Raw genomic sequence first — 14864 nt, 5'->3', positions numbered from 1 at the left:
TCGATCGGCGCGCGCGGAGCGGACCTGAGGAAGGCCGGGACCGGGTTCCGGGATCAGCCCTCGGCGATGCCGAGGGCGGCGGCGATCGGGTCGGCCAGGAGGGTGGAGTACTCGACCGTCACGTGCTCGCGGTCGCGCAAGGGGACGACATTGCCGATCACCGCCGGGCACCGGTCCTCGGCGCAGAACCAGCGGCGGGCGTCGACCCAGGTCATGCCGAGGTCCTCGACCGTCTGGCGGAACTGTCCCTGGATCCGGGTCGGACCGGTCTCGGGCTCCTGGAGGCAGTCGCCGAGGTCGACGTCGCGCTCCGAGATGCAGGTGCCGGGCGCCTTCGGGAGCTTCGGGCTGTCACCGATCATCGCAACCTTGCCGGCGAGCGGCCGCAGCAGCTCGAGCTGGTCGCGCAGGGCGCCGACCTGGCGCTTCTTCATCGCCGCCGACTGGTAGGCGTTGTTGGCGAGCACGACGAGGTCCGGGTGCAGCTCCCGCACCTGGCCCAGCGCCCACTCCTTGAAGTCGGCGCACTCGGTCCAGGGTCGCCCGCCGTCGGTCAGCCGGGTGAAGGTGATCGCCGGGCAGCCGCTGTAGACGAACACGTAGACGCGGTAGCCGTGCTCCCTGCCGATCGCGTCGATCGCCGGGCTCCAGTGGCGCGCGTGCGAGTCGCCCATCAGCGCGATGGTGCGCTCGGCGTCCGGGTCGCCGAAGGCGCACAGCTTGCGGGTGCCGGTGCGGTAGTCGCAGTCGCCCAGCGGCGCGACCGACTCCCGCACCGACCCCAGCGCCGGCTCCAGGCCGCCGGGCACCGGTCGGTCGTCCTGCGCGGCGAGCACGGACGCCTCGACGAGCGCGACCGTCGGGTCCTTGCTGAGCGCGTCGCGGCCGTAGTCGGAGACCGCGATGCCGGGGTTGTCCTCCAGGGCGGCGATCTGGCCGTCGACCCACGCGTGGGCGCCCACCGCCGTGACCACGACCATCGCGAGGCTCACGGGGTAGAGCGTGATCGCCCGCAGCCGGGGCCGCCACCGCACGCCCTTGCGGAAGGGCTGCTCGACCAGGTGGTAGCTGGCGGCGCTCAGCGCGAAGATCAGCACGAGCGCGACCGCCAGGTGCGGCTTGGACAGGCGCGGCTCCTCCCAGTACTCCTCGCACAGCCGAAGCACCGGGAAGTGCCACAGGTAGAGCGAGTAGGACCAGTCCCCCACCACCCGCGCCGGAGCGATCGAGAACAACCGGAAGAGGTACGTCGACGAGGCACCCGTCGTGCTGCCCGCGGCCAGCATCAGCGCGGACCCCAGCACCGGCACCAGCGCAGCGCTGCCCGGGACCGCCGTCTGCGCGTCGAAGCGCAGCGTGGCGAACGCGATCAGCGCCAGGCCCACGGCGAGGACCGCCTCGGTGGCCCAGCGGCCGAGCCTCGGCGCCCGGCCCCAGACGAGGGTCGCCGCGAGGCCGCCGATGCCGAGCTCCCAGGCGCGGGCGGCGGTCGAGAAGTAGGCACCGGTCGGGCTCGTCGCCGTCACGTGGATCGACCACGCGAGCGAGGACAGCGTCACCGCGGCCAGGACCACGAAGACCGTGCGCCGGAGCACCCGCACCCGGTCCGCCTCCGCGGCCTCGCCGGCGCGGCGTCGTACGACCACGGCCACGGCGAGCAGCAGCAGCGGGATGACGATGTAGAACTGCTCCTCGACCGACAGCGACCAGTAGTGCTGGACCGGCGAGGGCGGCTCGCCCTGGGAGAAGTAGTCGGTCTCGACCAGGCTGAACCGGATGTTGGCGGCGAAGAAGGCCGCCCAGACCGAGTCCTTGATGACCTCGGCACCGCGCACCAGCGGCAGGACGTACGCCGAGGCGACGGCCGTCGCCACGAGCACGATCGTCGCGGCCGGGATCACCCGGCGCGCGCGGCGCGCGTAGAAGTCGAGGATCGAGATGCGTCCCGACTCCCCCGCCTCACGGACCAGCAGCCCGATGATGAGGAAGCCGGAGATCACGAAGAAGACGTCGACGCCGATGAATCCGCCCGACGCCGTGCGGAAGCCGGCGTGGGCGAGGATCACCAGGCCGACCGCGAGCGCGCGGAGGCCCTGGATGTCGGAGCGGAAGGACCGCGTGTCCGCCACGACAGTCCTCCTGGTCACTTCGGGTCACGACGTCTCGGCCGGTCGACCGGGACCTGCCGCGAACCCTGCTCCTGCGCAGGGCCTCGGGTAGGGTACCCGCCATGCCCGAGCACTCCGGACCACGGCGTCACGCCGCGCGTTCGGAGCTCATCCCGGTGGTCGCCGTGATCGTGCTCGGAGCCCTCCTGCTGGGCGTGGCGATCTTCTGGGACGGCGGCGCACCCGACGCCGCCACCGACCCCGTCGCCGCCCAGGCGGACGTCGCCCAGGCCGCCGACCCGACCCGTGAGCGCCACGACGCCGACGAGCGCGAGGTCGACGGCCAGCTGATCGAGCCGCTCTCCGACTCGGCCGCGCCCCCGAAGGACGGCGACCCGAAGAGCGGCGACCTGGAGGAGCTGCGGGTCGCCGCGGAGTCGCAGAAGACCCGGATCCGCGAGGTCTCCTTCGGGATCGCGACCTTCAACGTGCTGGCCAGCCAGCACACGGACGCGGGCGGCGAGCAGGCGTCGTGGCCGAGCTCGAGCTGGCGCACCCCGCAGGAGGTCGCCTACATCCGCAACTCGGGCGTCTCCGTGGTGGGCCTGCAGGAGGTGAAGTCCGGGCAGCTCGCCGGGCTGACCTCGGGCCTCGGGTTCAAGGCGTGGCCGGGCGGGTCGGACCCCGACAACTCGGTCATCTGGGACCCCGACGTCTTCGAGTTCGTCTCGGGCGACGCCTTCTACATCACCTTCATGCACGGCACCCGCATGCAGCCGATCGTGCGCCTGCGGCACAAGAAGACGAACCTCGAGTTCTACTTCCTCAACATGCACGCGTCCGCCGGCGGCGGACAGTACGCCGGCAGTCGCGCGGCCGGCCACAACACCGCCGCCGCCACGGTCAACCGCCTCAAGAAGGACGGCATCCCGATCTTCCTGACCGGCGACATGAACGACCGCGAGGCGTTCTTCTGCCGGGTCCTCCCGCAGACCGGCATGGTCGCCGCCGTGGGTGGCTCGACCTCGGGTGGCTGCCGCCCGCCGGGCGGCATGCCCGTCGACTGGATCGTCGCGACCAACCAGGTGTCCTTCAGCAACTTCTCGAACGACAAGTCACCGGTGGCCCGACGGGTCAGCGACCACCACTACGTCTCCGCCACAGCGACCGTCCAGGGCGCCGGCTGACGTCGTCACCCTTGCGGGAGGCGTTGCGCAGGTCGCGGACGTCGCCCAGCAGCACGGCGACCAGCTCGGTGGCAGCCGCGGCGACCTCCGCCTCCGTCACCGAGTCCGGCGTCCGCCGTACGGGCAGCTCCTCGGGGACCCGCAGGTGCTCGATGTCGCCCACCACGTCCACGCCGCGGGCGGTGAGGTAGTCGATCGCGGCGACGGACCGCTCCCGGCAGTCGGCCACCTGGTCGGGATAGGGCCAGAACGGCTCGCCCTTGCGCGGCACCAGGCGCTCGTCGGCGAGGAAGGTGCGGATGTAGACGCCGCGGTCGAAGGCCTTGTCGAAGGAGTCGAGGTGGGCGTTGACCCGCCGCAGCACCTCGGCCTCGACCACGCCCATCGACTCGTTGGGGAACGACTGCGAGAGGTCGTAGTCGGCGGTGCGCAGCCCGAGCAGGCCGCCGAAGCGGTGCCAGATCTCGTCGCGGGGCGCCGTCCGGTCGAGCGGCAGCACGTGGATCCGGTCGTGCGGCACGGCCTGCGACCACCGCTCGAGGACGAGCCGCAGGTCGAGGGTGCGCCAGTTCCAGATCGCGGTGGGGTTCGGCGAGACCGTGCGCGAGTAGTCCGCCATCGGTGTGGTGGCCTTGTTCTTCAGGCTCTCCTGCCAGCTGGCCGTGAACAGGCCCAGCGGCTCCCGGGCCGTGACGACCACCTCGACCTGCGCCGGCGCGAGCGCCTCCACCATCGCGACGGCCTGCTCGGCGCTGGCCGCGGCGAAGAACTCGTGGCTCACCAGGCCGTCGCCGTCCCAGGCCGCGAGCTCGGCGCGCAGCCGGTCCCACGAGGTCTGCTCGCGCTCCGGGCGCTTGCGGATCGCGTCGCCCTCGCGGACCACGCGGCTGGCCCACAGGTGGTCGCGGCGCTCGGTGCCCGGCAGCAGCAGGCCCTCGGCCCGCAGCTGGTCCCGCGAGGACCACAGGATGGTCTGGAGATAGCTCGTGGCCGTCTTGGGCAGGCCGATGTGGAGGAAGACCCGTTTCGCCATGTCGGAACCCGTCCCCGGCGGGCTACATGCCCTGCTGGAACTTGTCGATCGCCGCGTTGACGCGGTCCTCGTCGCGGCTCGCCAGCGGCACGAGCAGCTCCTGCACGAGGTCGGTCAGCTCCGCCAGCCGCAGGTGGTGGCGGCGCAGCTCCGCGATCGACGCCTCGATGCCCTCGACCCGGGCGCGGAGCTCGTCGAGCTCGTTCCGCGCCGCCCGGCCAACCCTCACGCCCACTGTGCCACCCATCGTCGGATCTGGTTCTCGGAGCCGTCCTCTGCAGGGACCGGATCCATGGAAAGGACCGCGCCACCGTGTCGCTCGGTGAGCTCGACCAGGTGGTCGATCGCGACCGGACGGAGCCCGAACGGCGGCTCCCCGCCCCCCGTCCAGACGTCAGCATAGAGCGTGCCGCCGCCGCGCAACGCGAGCGAGGCGAAGCGCATCAGGCCCTCACGGCCGGTCCGGTTGGTCGCCTCCAGCACGTGGCGGGCGAGGATCACCCGCTCCCCCGGCTCGCGCACGACGCGGGCGCCCTCGCTGAGCACGGAGCGGAAGTCGGTGAGGTTCAGCGGCCGCGACGTGAGGTCCACGCCCCGGCGCTCCGCGCCGACCAGCGCGCCCCGGCTGGCCCGGGTGACGTAGTCGTACGCGGTGACCTTCCGGCCCTGCACGGCGAGCCACAGCGCGTCGACGCCCAGGCCGGCGCCGACGTCGAGGACCTCGGCTCCCTCGGGGGCCTGGCCGGCGACGTACCGCGCGAGCCCGGAGGGCACCGGCTTGGGGACCCGGCCGCCGGCACCGACCAGCTTGCGCTCCCACTCGCGGCGGTAGACCGTCATGCCGCGGAACCAGTCGTTGAGGCGCACCGTCGTGGACCGCGGCGTCTCGAACTTGAACGCCGGGTCGGGAACCCGCCACGAGGCGCCGTACATCGCCTCCAGGAGCTTCTCCGGACGCGCCGGGGCCGGGTACTCACGGCCGGCGAGCGTGCAGGTGCCGAACGGGTGGAGCCAGCTCTCGTCGTAGTCCGTGCCGACCTCACCCATCAGGTAGAGCCGGCCACCGTCCATGAAGCCGCCGAAGAGGTCGAGCCCGCGCACCGAGCCGTCGCTCTCCTCCACGTCGATCCGGAAGGCGGCGCCGCTGTAGCGGTAGGTCGCGAAGCCACGCTCGCTGACGGCGCGCTGCAGTCGGTAGGACTCGGTGACCACGTCGACCGGCACCGTGTGCCGCGACACGTAGCCGAGGTCGGCGTCGGAGTCGTGGCCGAGGAACTGCCCCTCCCGTACGGCGCCCAGCAGGGTGCCGTAGGCCGGGAACGCCTGCACGTCGAGCTCGGCGAGCATGGCGATGACGGTGTCCATCGCGTCGAGGAGCGGCTCGAGCTGCTCGGCGGTGCGGCCACCGAAGGTCGGGCTGAACCGGCCCGACTTGTCGAGGCTGATCTCCAGGCCCTGGGCGTTGACGAACGCGACCCGCGCGTCGGAGTCACCGAACTGCTGGTCGAAGCGCCCGATGTCGGCACCGAGCACGTGGTCGCGGAACACCAGCTCGGTGCGGCCCTTGAGGTAGGGACGCATCCGGTCCGGCCACGCGACCGTACGACGGCTCAGGCTCCGCGGCACGCGCACGGTGTCGCGGACCAGCCAGAACGACCAGATCCGCCGGCCGTCGAAGAGGACGTCGACGACGCGGTCCTCGCCGTGCACGACGAGTCCCATGCCGGTGTCGTCGACGCGGACGACCCGAGTGCGTCCGACCTTCCCGACGACCCGGCGGGCCGTCGCGACGGCCCGCCCGGTCAGGTCGGCCACGGTCAGTCCATCTCCATGTTCGCGTAGGGGTCGACCTTCGCGGGGTCGATGCCCGGCAGCAGCGGCCGGCTACGCGGCGGGTTCGTGAACCAGGTGTCGATGTAGTTCTGGTACTTCAGGGTGACCGAACGGTACTTGAAGACGCCGATGTTCTCGTCGGAGATCTTCGACAGGTCCGAGACGTTCGAGGAGCCCTGGAGCGTCCACCAGTAGCTCTTGTCGTCGCTGCCGCTGGCGTCGGAGCGGCCGTTGATCGTCCACGCCTTGAGGTGGAAGTACTTGTCGAACTCACCGTCGCCGTCGGCGTCCTGGGCGAGCTGGCGCAGCGGGACCGGGCCGCGGCCGGCGGTGCTGGTGAGGTACTTCTTCACGTCGACGCCGATGACGGTGTAGCCGACCTTGACGTTGCAGCCGTTGTTCCAGAGGCGACGCAACTCCTTGGCGACCGTCATGCCCCACGTGCCGCGGAAGACGTCCGGAGCGGCGCGGATGATGGTGCGGCCACCGCTCGTGCCGGCGCCGGAGGCTCCGGTGCACGTCACGTGCTGGAGCTGGTAGGTCAGCGGGTCCGTCTCACCGCTGAGGCGCGGCGAGAAGTGGAGCTCGTAGGTCGGCTGCTTGTACGACACCCAGGTGGGGCTGACGTACTGGTCGCGCCACATCTGGTTGTAGACGCCGTTGACCCACTTGTAGAGCCCGGCGTTGTCGACGTAGGTGTAGAGGTCGTTCCACTGGTTGCCGGCGGCGGCGTTGGTCAGGTTGGCCGAGCCCTGCATCACGACGTTCCGCGAGGCGCCGACCTTGGAGAACATGTAGTACTTCGAGTGCGCGGACGCGGCGACGCCGCGACGGCAGGAGCCGGCGCACTTCTTCGCGTAGCTGTAGCGGCTGGTCGGGAACTTCGACGACTTGGCCGCGTTGGCCGCACGCAGCCCGCGCACGAGCTTGGTGAAGCCCGGGTTCGGGACGTCCCGGCTCTGGTTGGCCGCGTCCATGATCACGCGGACCCGGACACCGCGCTGCGCGGCGTCGATCAGCGCGCTCACGGCGGAGTCGGACATGATGTTCCAGCTCATGATCTGGATCGAGCCGCTCGACGGCGTCCGACGGATCGTCGAGATGATCTTGTTGATGATCGCCCACTTCTGCGCGCGGGTGCCGTTGGCGGAGCTGAACGTGACACCCCCGGTGATCCGGCACGTGGCGGTCGCGGAGCGCCAGCACGTGTAGGGACCGGCTGCAGCGGCAGCGGCGCGGGCGGGGGCGACCTGCTCGACCACCGGGCTCGCGTCGGCGGCTGGGACCGCCCGACCGAGTGGCAGGAACAGGACGACAGTCACGAGCACCAAGAGCAGGCGACGCACGTTGAACGACCTCCGAGGGTCCTTTTGGGTACCGGATGCTGGTTGGCAACGCCGTTGCTGCCCAAGGGCCGGACCGGGCCCTCCCACGCCGGGTACCTTAACCCACGGTGACAGGCGAAAACGTCATCCGCGACAGGTAGCGACCGCGTCCTTGTACTCCTTCGACTGCGTGAGCGCAACGTCCCCGCCGGAGATGGTGCCGCCACGGACGGCCCAGAACCGCTCGTCGTACCGCACGATCGTCTGGCCCGAGGAGCAGCCCAGCCCGTCGGGCGCGACGAGCAGCCCGTCGGCGGCGCAACCGCCGTAGGCCCGCGGCAGCTTGCCGCCGGCCTGCCAGACGTCGGCGCACTCCGGCGTGCCGGCCGGGGCCGGCGTGGTGGTCGGCGACGGGGTCGCGGAAGCGGCCGTCGAGGACTCGGAGGTGGTCACGGTCGGCGAGCTGGTGTCGTCGGCCGTGCCGTCGTCGTCGGATCCGCAGCCCGCGAGGAGCAGCGTCGCGGCGGTGGCCAGGCCCGCCCAGGCCGTCATTCGTGCACCCATGGAGCAAGCGTAGTGGCCATGCGGGGCGCCGGAGCCGGGTTCGCGCGGTCCGGCGGTAGCGTTGGCCAGCGTGAGCACCACCCCGTCCCGCGTGTTCGCGGCCAGGCTGGTCGGACTCCCGATCTTCGACCCCCAGGGGGACCAGGTCGGGAAGGTCCGCGACCTCGTCGTCGCCATGCGCGCTGAGGGGACCCAGCCGCGCGTGCTCGGCATGGTCGCCGAGGTGTTCGGCCGGCGCCGGATCTTCGTCCCGATGACGCGGGTGACCAATATCGACAGCGGCCACGTCTACACGACCGGGCTGCTCAACATGCGCCGCTTCGAGCAGCGCTCGACCGAGACGCTCGTGATCGGGCAGATGCTCGACCGCACCGTGACCATCAAGGACTCCGGCGTCACCGGCTCCGTGTACGACGTCGCGATGGAGCCCGCGCGCAACCGCGACTGGGTGCTCAGCCGGGTCGCGGTGGCCGAGCCGTCCAAGGGCTTCCGCCGCCGGGGCCAGACCCATGTCGTCGAGTGGCGCGACGTGACCGGCCTCAGCCGGGTCGACGACACCCAGGGCGCCACCCACCTGATCGCCGCCCTCAACGAGATGCGGCCCGCCGACGCGGCCAACATCCTGCACGACCTGCCGGCGGAGCGGCGGACCGCCGTCGCGCTGGCGCTCGACGACGAGCGGCTCGCCGACGTCCTCGAGGAGATGCCCGAGGACGACCAGGTCGAGATCCTCAAGGGCCTCGACTCCGAGCGTGCCGCCGACGTCCTCGAGGAGATGTCCCCCGACGACGCCGCCGACCTGGTCCGCGACCTGCCGCCCGAGACCGCGGAGATCCTGCTCGAGCTGATGGAGCCCGAGGAGGCCGAGGACGTGCGCCGCCTGATGTCCTACGTCGAGGACACCGCCGGCGGCATGATGACCTCCGAGCCGGTGATCCTCGGCCCGGACGCGACCATCGCCGACGCCCTCGCCCACGTGCGCAACCCGGAGCTGACCCCGGCCGCCGCGGCGCTGGTCTACGTGTGCCGCCCGCCGCTGGAGACGCCGACGGGGAAGTTCCTCGGCGTCGCGCACATCCAGCGGCTGCTGCGCGAGCCCCCCTCGACCCTGGTCGCCGGGGCGCTGGACGACTCGCTCGAGCCGCTGCGCCCCGAGTCGACCATCGAGGAGGTCGCGGCCCACCTGGCGACGTACAACCTCGTGGCGGCGCCGGTAGTCGACGAGGACAAGCGCCTGTTGGGCGCCGTCACCGTCGACGACCTGCTCGACCACATGCTGCCGACCAACTGGCGCGACCGGGCGCGCTCGTCGCGGACCGGGGGCACGCGATGAGCAGCACGCGCCCCACCGCCGAGCGGCTGGACACCCCGCGCGACCAGCGCCGCCAGCTGGTCCGGCGCCCGACGTTCAACAAGGACGCGTTCGGCATCTTCGCCGAGCAGTTCGCGCGGTTCATGGGCACCGCGACCTTCCTCATCTACATGACTCTGTTCGTCGTCGTGTGGGTCGGCTGGAACCTCGCCGCGCCCGAGGACCTGCGCTGGGACGACTACCCGTTCATCTTCCTGACCCTGATGCTGAGCCTGCAGGCGTCGTACGCCGCCCCGCTCATCCTGCTCGCGCAGAACCGCCAGGAGGCGCGTGACCGGGTGGTCGCGGAGCAGGACCGGCAGGCCGACGCCCGGGCCCACGCGGACATGGAGTTCCTCGCCCGGGAGATGGCGTCGCTGCGCATGGCGGTCGGCGAGGTCGCCACCCGCGACTACATCCGTTCCGAGCTGCGCTCCCTGCTCGCCGACCTCGACGAGCGCGCCGAGGAGCGCGAGGAGGATCGTGCGGCGTCTCACGAGGACGCCGAGGAACAGTCCCAGCCGCCCACTGCCTAGACTTGCGTGTCGTGAGCAGTGCGCAGCAGTTCCCGTCCGTCGAGCAGGTCATGACGGCCCTGAGCCGGGTCAACGACCCGGAGATCAAGCGGCCGATCACCGAGCTCGGGATGGTCGACAGTGTCGACATCGCGCCGGGCGACGGTGGCTCCGTCGTCTCGGTCAAGGCGCTGCTGACGGTCGCCGGCTGCCCGCTCAAGGACACCATCACCCGCGACGTCACCGCCGCGGTCGCCGCCGTCCCCGGCGTGACCAACGTCAACGTCGAGCTCGGCGTGATGACGGCCGAGCAGCGCTCCGGCCTGCACGAGACGCTGCGCGGAGGCCAGGCCGAGCGGGAGATCCCGTTCGCCAAGCCCGGCTCGCTCACCAAGGTCTTCGCGATCGCCTCCGGCAAGGGCGGCGTCGGCAAGTCGTCGGTGACGGTCAACCTCGCCCTCGCGCTGGCCAAGGCCGGCCGCAAGGTCGGCGTGGTCGACGCCGACATCTACGGCCACTCGGTGCCGGCGATGCTGGGCGTCGCCGACTCCCGCCCGACCCAGGTCGAGGACCTGATCATGCCGGTGCCGACGGCCTCCGGCGTCTCCGTCATCTCGATCGGCATGCTCAAGCCCAAGCGCGAGCAGGTCGTCGCCTGGCGCGGACCGATGCTCGACCGCGCGCTCGTCCAGATGCTCGCCGACGTCTACTGGGGCGACCTCGACGTCCTGCTGCTCGACCTGCCCCCGGGCACCGGCGACGTGGCGATCTCGCTGGGCCAGCACCTGCCCGGCGCCGAGGTGGTCGTCGTGACCACCCCGCAGGAGGCGGCCGCCGAGGTCGCCGAACGGGCCGGCACGATGGCCTCGATGATGCACCAGCGCGTCGTCGGCGTCGTCGAGAACATGTCCTACCTCCCCTGCCCCCACTGCGCGGCCGAGGGCAAGGAGCACAAGCTGGAGATCTTCGGCTCCGGCGGCGGCGACCGGGTCGCCGAGACGCTGTCGCAGCGCTTCGGGTACGACGTCCCGCTGCTCGGCTCGATCCCCCTCGACGTCTCGCTGCGCGAGGGCGGCGACGCCGGCAAGCCGATCGTCGAGTCGGACCCGACCTCACCGGCGGCCACCGCGCTCACCGCGATCGCCGACCGGCTCGACGGCCGCGGCCGCGGCCTGGCCGGGATGCAGCTCGGCCTGACGCCGACCAGCAAGTTCTGATCCGGACCACGCGGGCGACACGGACCACACGGGCGACACGGCGCGGGCCAGGCAGGGGACCACGATGTTCGGAATCGGCTTCGGCGAGCTCGTCGTCATCGCCTTCCTCGCCGTGCTCGTCTTCGGCCCGGACCGGTTGCCCGAGCTCGCCCAGCAGGCCGGACGCTTCATCCGCGAGCTGCGCAAGTTCGCCAACAACGCCCGCGACGAGCTGCGCAACGAGCTCGGCCCGGAGTACGCCGACCTCGAGCTGTCCGACCTCGACCCGCGCGCGATCGTCCGCAAGCACATCGCGGAGGCGATGGCCGAGCTGGACGAGCTCGAGGACGTCATCCGCGAGGACGCGCCCGACGTCGAGCGCCCCGAGCCGCTGGCCGAGGGCGAGCGGCCGCCGTACGACATCGACGCGACGTAGCGGGGGCGACGTCACCGGTGGCGTCGTGGTGACGTCACTTGTTGCGGTTTGGGACCAATCCGCAACACTTCAGGCTGGAAGGTCAATCGGTGTAAGCAACGGTCATGCTGCTGCCGGGTTTGACAGCAGTGCGTCCAGCGCTTGGGCTGGGGTTCGCATGTCCAGCGTAGGGCGTGGTCGGGCGTTGAGGGTCGCAGCGATCCGGCGTAGGTCGGCTGCGGTGAACCGGGACAGGTCGGTGCCCTTGGTCAGCCAGTGCCGCAGGAGCCGGTTGGTGTTCTCGTTGGTCCCGCGTTGCCACGGCGAGTGGGGATCGCAGAAGTAGACCGGCATGTCGAGCTCGACCTGGATCTTGTCGTAGCGAGCCAGCTCGGTGCCACGGTCCCAGGTCAGCGAGCGGCGCAGGTGCTCGGGCAACTCGCCCATCTCGCGGATCATCACCGCCGCGACGGACTCCGCGTCGTGACGTCCGGGCAGGTGCAACAGGATCGTGAACCGGGTCGAGCGCTCCACCAGGGTCCCGACCGCGGGAGTGCCAGGAGGGCCCATGATCAGGTCGCCTTCCCAGTGGCCTGGCACGGCACGGTCGGTGACCTCGGCAGGACGCTGACTGATCTTGAACGCTTCCTTGTACGGCGAGGGACCACGCCGGCCGGTGCCTCGGGCCTGCCGGTGGGGCCGTTTGGTCGACAGCTGTCGGTAGAGGTCCTTGCGCAACGACCCGCGGGTCTGGACGTAGAGCGCCTGGTAGATCGTCTCGTGCGACACCCGGCCCATGATCATGTGTGGTGACTCCTCGCGCAGCACCCGGGCGATCAGTTTCGGTGACCAACCGTCGTCCATCCAGGCTTCGATCCGCCGGCACAGGCGCGACTCGGCGATCAGCCGGAACTCTTTGGGCCGCCGCCGACGCTCGTGGGCTGCACGATGTGCGACAGGCGCCCAGTAGGTGCCATCCGGTCCGCGGTTGCGGGCGACCTCGCGACTCACCACCGACTTGTTCCGGCCGATCAGGGCGCCGATCTGGCCGTAGGACAGCTCCATCCGCAGCCCGACCGCGATGACTGAGCGGTCCTCGCTCGACAACGAGCGTCGTCTGCGGTCGGCCAGGCGGGGATCGCCGATCGTCCGTGTCGGTGCGGTGTCTGCCAGCCCGCCCGGTTTGGATGAGTTCTTCGGCCACATGGGAATCGAGGATTGCCACCACGACAGCGCGGTCCCGCGGGACACGCCGACAGCAGCCGCAGCCGTGATCAGCGGCATCCCCGCACAGACCAAGTCGTAGAACTCCTCGCGGACGTCCTCACCGATCACCCGCATGCCCATCAGCAACACCACCTCAATCAGCGTTGCTTAGACCACTTGAACCTGCCGGCCAGCCAGCTGCAGTTCCTGCCCGATCGGTGGCCTCACGCGCGCGACTGAGCCGCGGCGAGCGCCGTGAAGGCGATCAGCACCGTACGCCGGTCCTCACCCTCGACGAGCTCGCAGAAGTCCGCCCCGACCCGGCGCAGGACGCCGTCGTGACGGCCTCCGTCGGCGAGGTGGACCACGCACTCCTCCCCCGCCTCGGCGATCCGGCGCAGCGCGGAGGCGAGGCCCAGCCGGGTCAGCGGTGACCACGCCAGCTCGGGGACGGAGCGGACCGACGCCCCTTCGACGGCGGTCACCGCGGCAGCGTTGACGACCCAGTCGTGCTCTCCTGCGGACAGCAGCAGCCAGCCGTCCGCGACCCGCTCGACCGTGCCCGACACCGGGCCGACGCCCCGCAGGCCGAGGGTCACGGCCGTGCCGATGCTCGCCATCAGGCGGCTGGCCAGCGTGACCCGCTGGTACTCGGCGCGGCTGCGGTCGGCCACCTCGGCGAGCCGGTCGGCCGCGTGGAGGGCGCTCGCCTGGTCCTCGAGGTCGTCGAAGAGCGCGAACAGCTCGTCCTCCCAACCCATGCGTCCACCTTCGCACGGCCGCGGGAGCGCAGCGCGGCCGGGGCCTGTGGACAGACGTTTGACGAATGCGCTCAAACCGTACATCCTGAATCAAACGGAAGCAAACGCAAAGGTTCTCGGGATGGACGATGCGACTTCTGCCGTACGGCGACGCGCGGCACTGCTGTGGGTGGCGGTCACCGCCGGCGCCGTCGCGCTGGGGCGGACGGCCGGCCCGGCGCTCGGGCTGCTGCGGCCGCAGGCGAGCTTCGCCGACCTGCTGGTCGGCGGTTGCGCGGCGGCCGCCCTGGTCGCCGCGGTGCTGCTGTGGCTGACGACCACCGACGTGGCCTGGCACCAGCTGCGCTCCCCCGGCGCGACCCTCCGCACCGGCCGCACCAGCCGGCGGATCGGTCCGGTACGCACCCTCCTCCTTGCCGCCTGTGGCGTGGTCGCCGTCGCCGGCCCCGCCGCGGCCACCGGCGGCGACGGCCCCGCTCCCTCCCTCGACGGCCTGCCGCTGCCCGACCGCGCGACCGGCGCCGCCGGCTCCGCCGGTCCCACCGACTCGGCCGACTCCGCCCACCCCACCGGCGCAGTGACCGACGACCGTGGCGACGAGCGGACCGTGCCAGTCCGCCCCGGCGACAGCCTGTGGGCGATCGCCGCCCGGACCCTGGGCCCCGACGCGTCGGCGGCCGACGTGGCGTCGTACTGGCACCGGGTCCACGCGCTCAACGCCGCCGTCATCGGCGCCGACCCCGACCTCCTCCAGCCCGGGCAGCAGCTCCGCCTGCCGCCGCACTGAACACCACGACAGGAGAGCACCATGACCGCATCACCGAGCGACCTCGTCGGCGTCCGCCGGGCCGTCCCGGTCGCCCCCACCCAGGGCACCCTCGCCCTGGCCCTGCTCCCCCGGCAGGGGCCACCTCCGGCCACCTCACCGTCGTCGAGCCGGCCCGGGGCAGCCGTCGTACCGATCGACCGGCGGCTGCGACGCACGATCGAGGAGTGGACCCACCGGTTCGCCCAGGCCGTCGTCGAGATCGTCGGCGGCGACCGGCCCGTGTCCCAGCTGGTGCGCTGGACCACCCCCGAGGTGTACGCCGACCTGCGGCTCCGCGCACACCTGGTGGCCCGCGCGGGTGGGCACCAGCCGGGGCTGGCCCAGGTGCAGCCGGTGCGCCCGAAGGTCCGCAGCGTGCACGCCTGCTTCGTGACCGACGGGATCGTCGAGTGCGGGGTCCACGTGCGCCACGGCGAGCGGTCGCGCGCGATCGCGGTCCGCTTCGAGCGCAGCGACCAGCGGTGGATCTGCACCGCGCTCGACTTCTCCTGACGATTTCTCCGGGCAGGTCGCGGATGTCCCCCAGGAGCTCTCGAACCTG

At 71.7% G+C, this 14864-nt stretch carries 15 protein-coding genes; 7 read left to right on the top strand and 8 right to left on the bottom strand.

From position 1 onward, the window contains the following. Positions 1-53 precede the first annotated feature (53 nt). Positions 54-2129 carry an acyltransferase family protein gene (locus BJ993_RS26645; RefSeq protein ID WP_179650292.1) on the bottom strand — a complete coding sequence of 692 codons (2076 nt, stop codon included), beginning with the start codon at positions 2127-2129 and terminating at the stop codon, positions 54-56. A 101-nt stretch (positions 2130-2230) separates the two neighbouring features. Between BJ993_RS26645 and BJ993_RS17730 the strand changes: the two genes are divergently transcribed. Beyond that, positions 2231-3295 (top strand): endonuclease/exonuclease/phosphatase family protein, encoded by a 1065-nt coding sequence (locus tag BJ993_RS17730; RefSeq protein WP_179650290.1) that lies wholly within the window; start codon positions 2231-2233, stop codon positions 3293-3295. Here the strand turns inward: BJ993_RS17730 and BJ993_RS17725 are convergent. From BJ993_RS17725 to BJ993_RS17705, 5 genes are all read right to left on the bottom strand, one after another. Then, entirely contained in the window at positions 3243-4328 is a 1086-nt protein-coding gene (locus tag BJ993_RS17725) for a hypothetical protein (RefSeq protein ID WP_179650288.1), read from the bottom strand. The genes BJ993_RS17730 and BJ993_RS17725 overlap by 53 nt on opposite strands. 22 nt (positions 4329-4350) lie before the next feature. Beyond that, positions 4351-4563 (bottom strand): DUF6752 domain-containing protein, encoded by a 213-nt coding sequence (locus BJ993_RS17720; RefSeq protein WP_051931414.1) that lies wholly within the window; start codon positions 4561-4563, stop codon positions 4351-4353. After that, entirely contained in the window at positions 4554-6143 is a 1590-nt protein-coding gene (locus tag BJ993_RS17715) for a class I SAM-dependent methyltransferase (protein WP_179650286.1), read from the bottom strand. Before BJ993_RS17715 ends, BJ993_RS17720 begins: the two co-directional genes overlap by 10 nt. 2 nt (positions 6144-6145) lie before the next feature. Next, a complete protein-coding gene (locus BJ993_RS17710) occupies positions 6146-7489 on the bottom strand; it encodes a phospholipase D-like domain-containing protein (protein WP_179650284.1) in 1344 nt (447 codons plus the stop codon). Positions 7490-7630: 141 nt separating this feature from the next. Then, positions 7631-8050, bottom strand: coding sequence for a hypothetical protein (locus BJ993_RS17705; protein WP_179650282.1), 420 nt, complete (start codon positions 8048-8050; stop codon positions 7631-7633). A 70-nt stretch (positions 8051-8120) separates the two neighbouring features. On the opposite strand from BJ993_RS17705, the gene BJ993_RS17700 reads away from it, so the two are divergent. The 4 genes from BJ993_RS17700 (at position 8121) to BJ993_RS17685 (ending at position 11548) form a co-directional block, all read left to right on the top strand. Further along, positions 8121-9383, top strand: coding sequence for a magnesium transporter MgtE N-terminal domain-containing protein (locus BJ993_RS17700; protein ID WP_036540888.1), 1263 nt, complete (start codon positions 8121-8123; stop codon positions 9381-9383). Then, positions 9380-9937: a DUF1003 domain-containing protein gene (locus BJ993_RS17695; RefSeq protein ID WP_051931410.1), complete on the top strand. Its 558-nt coding sequence runs from the start codon at positions 9380-9382 to the stop codon at positions 9935-9937. Before BJ993_RS17700 ends, BJ993_RS17695 begins: the two co-directional genes overlap by 4 nt. A gap of 50 nt (positions 9938-9987) precedes the next feature. Beyond that, positions 9988-11133, top strand: coding sequence for an Mrp/NBP35 family ATP-binding protein (locus tag BJ993_RS17690; RefSeq protein ID WP_036540885.1), 1146 nt, complete (start codon positions 9988-9990; stop codon positions 11131-11133). Between the two features lie 64 nt (positions 11134-11197). Next, positions 11198-11548: a sec-independent translocase gene (locus BJ993_RS17685; RefSeq protein ID WP_036540882.1), complete on the top strand. Its 351-nt coding sequence runs from the start codon at positions 11198-11200 to the stop codon at positions 11546-11548. Between the two features lie 102 nt (positions 11549-11650). Here BJ993_RS17685 and BJ993_RS17680 read toward each other — a convergent pair whose 3' ends face one another. Next, positions 11651-12874 carry an IS30 family transposase gene (locus BJ993_RS17680; protein ID WP_179652406.1) on the bottom strand — a complete coding sequence of 408 codons (1224 nt, stop codon included), beginning with the start codon at positions 12872-12874 and terminating at the stop codon, positions 11651-11653. 83 nt (positions 12875-12957) lie between these two features. Further along, entirely contained in the window at positions 12958-13494 is a 537-nt protein-coding gene (locus BJ993_RS17675; protein WP_179650280.1) for a hypothetical protein, read from the bottom strand. Positions 13495-13615: 121 nt separating this feature from the next. Here BJ993_RS17675 and BJ993_RS26370 point away from each other — a divergent pair, with 121 nt between their 5' ends. Both BJ993_RS26370 and BJ993_RS17665 read left to right on the top strand, forming a co-directional pair. Beyond that, a complete protein-coding gene (locus BJ993_RS26370) occupies positions 13616-14281 on the top strand; it encodes a LysM peptidoglycan-binding domain-containing protein (RefSeq protein WP_179650278.1) in 666 nt (221 codons plus the stop codon). Between the two features lie 21 nt (positions 14282-14302). Then, positions 14303-14815, top strand: coding sequence for an Rv3235 family protein (locus BJ993_RS17665; protein ID WP_051931406.1), 513 nt, complete (start codon positions 14303-14305; stop codon positions 14813-14815). Positions 14816-14864: the final 49 nt, after the last annotated feature.

Source organism: Nocardioides aromaticivorans (assembly GCF_013408525.1).
Taxonomy (GTDB): domain Bacteria; phylum Actinomycetota; class Actinomycetes; order Propionibacteriales; family Nocardioidaceae; genus Nocardioides; species Nocardioides aromaticivorans.
This window is presented reverse-complemented; position numbering and strand designations above follow the sequence as displayed.

Excerpts from the sequence above, each read along its gene's own strand:
- BJ993_RS17665 (WP_051931406.1), top strand. The coding sequence starts at position 14,303 with ATGACCGCATCACCGAGCGACCTCGTCGGCGTCCGCCGGGCCGTCCCG.
- BJ993_RS17695 (WP_051931410.1), top strand. The coding sequence starts at position 9,380 with ATGAGCAGCACGCGCCCCACCGCCGAGCGGCTGGACACCCCGCGCGAC.
- BJ993_RS17705 (WP_179650282.1), bottom strand. The coding sequence starts at position 8,050 with ATGGGTGCACGAATGACGGCCTGGGCGGGCCTGGCCACCGCCGCGACG.
- BJ993_RS17675 (WP_179650280.1), bottom strand. The coding sequence starts at position 13,494 with ATGGGTTGGGAGGACGAGCTGTTCGCGCTCTTCGACGACCTCGAGGAC.
- BJ993_RS26370 (WP_179650278.1), top strand. The coding sequence starts at position 13,616 with ATGGACGATGCGACTTCTGCCGTACGGCGACGCGCGGCACTGCTGTGG.
- BJ993_RS17680 (WP_179652406.1), bottom strand. The coding sequence starts at position 12,874 with ATGGGCATGCGGGTGATCGGTGAGGACGTCCGCGAGGAGTTCTACGAC.
- BJ993_RS17685 (WP_036540882.1), top strand. The coding sequence starts at position 11,198 with ATGTTCGGAATCGGCTTCGGCGAGCTCGTCGTCATCGCCTTCCTCGCC.
- BJ993_RS17690 (WP_036540885.1), top strand. The coding sequence starts at position 9,988 with ATGACGGCCCTGAGCCGGGTCAACGACCCGGAGATCAAGCGGCCGATC.
- BJ993_RS17730 (WP_179650290.1), top strand. The coding sequence starts at position 2,231 with ATGCCCGAGCACTCCGGACCACGGCGTCACGCCGCGCGTTCGGAGCTC.
- BJ993_RS17725 (WP_179650288.1), bottom strand. The coding sequence starts at position 4,328 with ATGGCGAAACGGGTCTTCCTCCACATCGGCCTGCCCAAGACGGCCACG.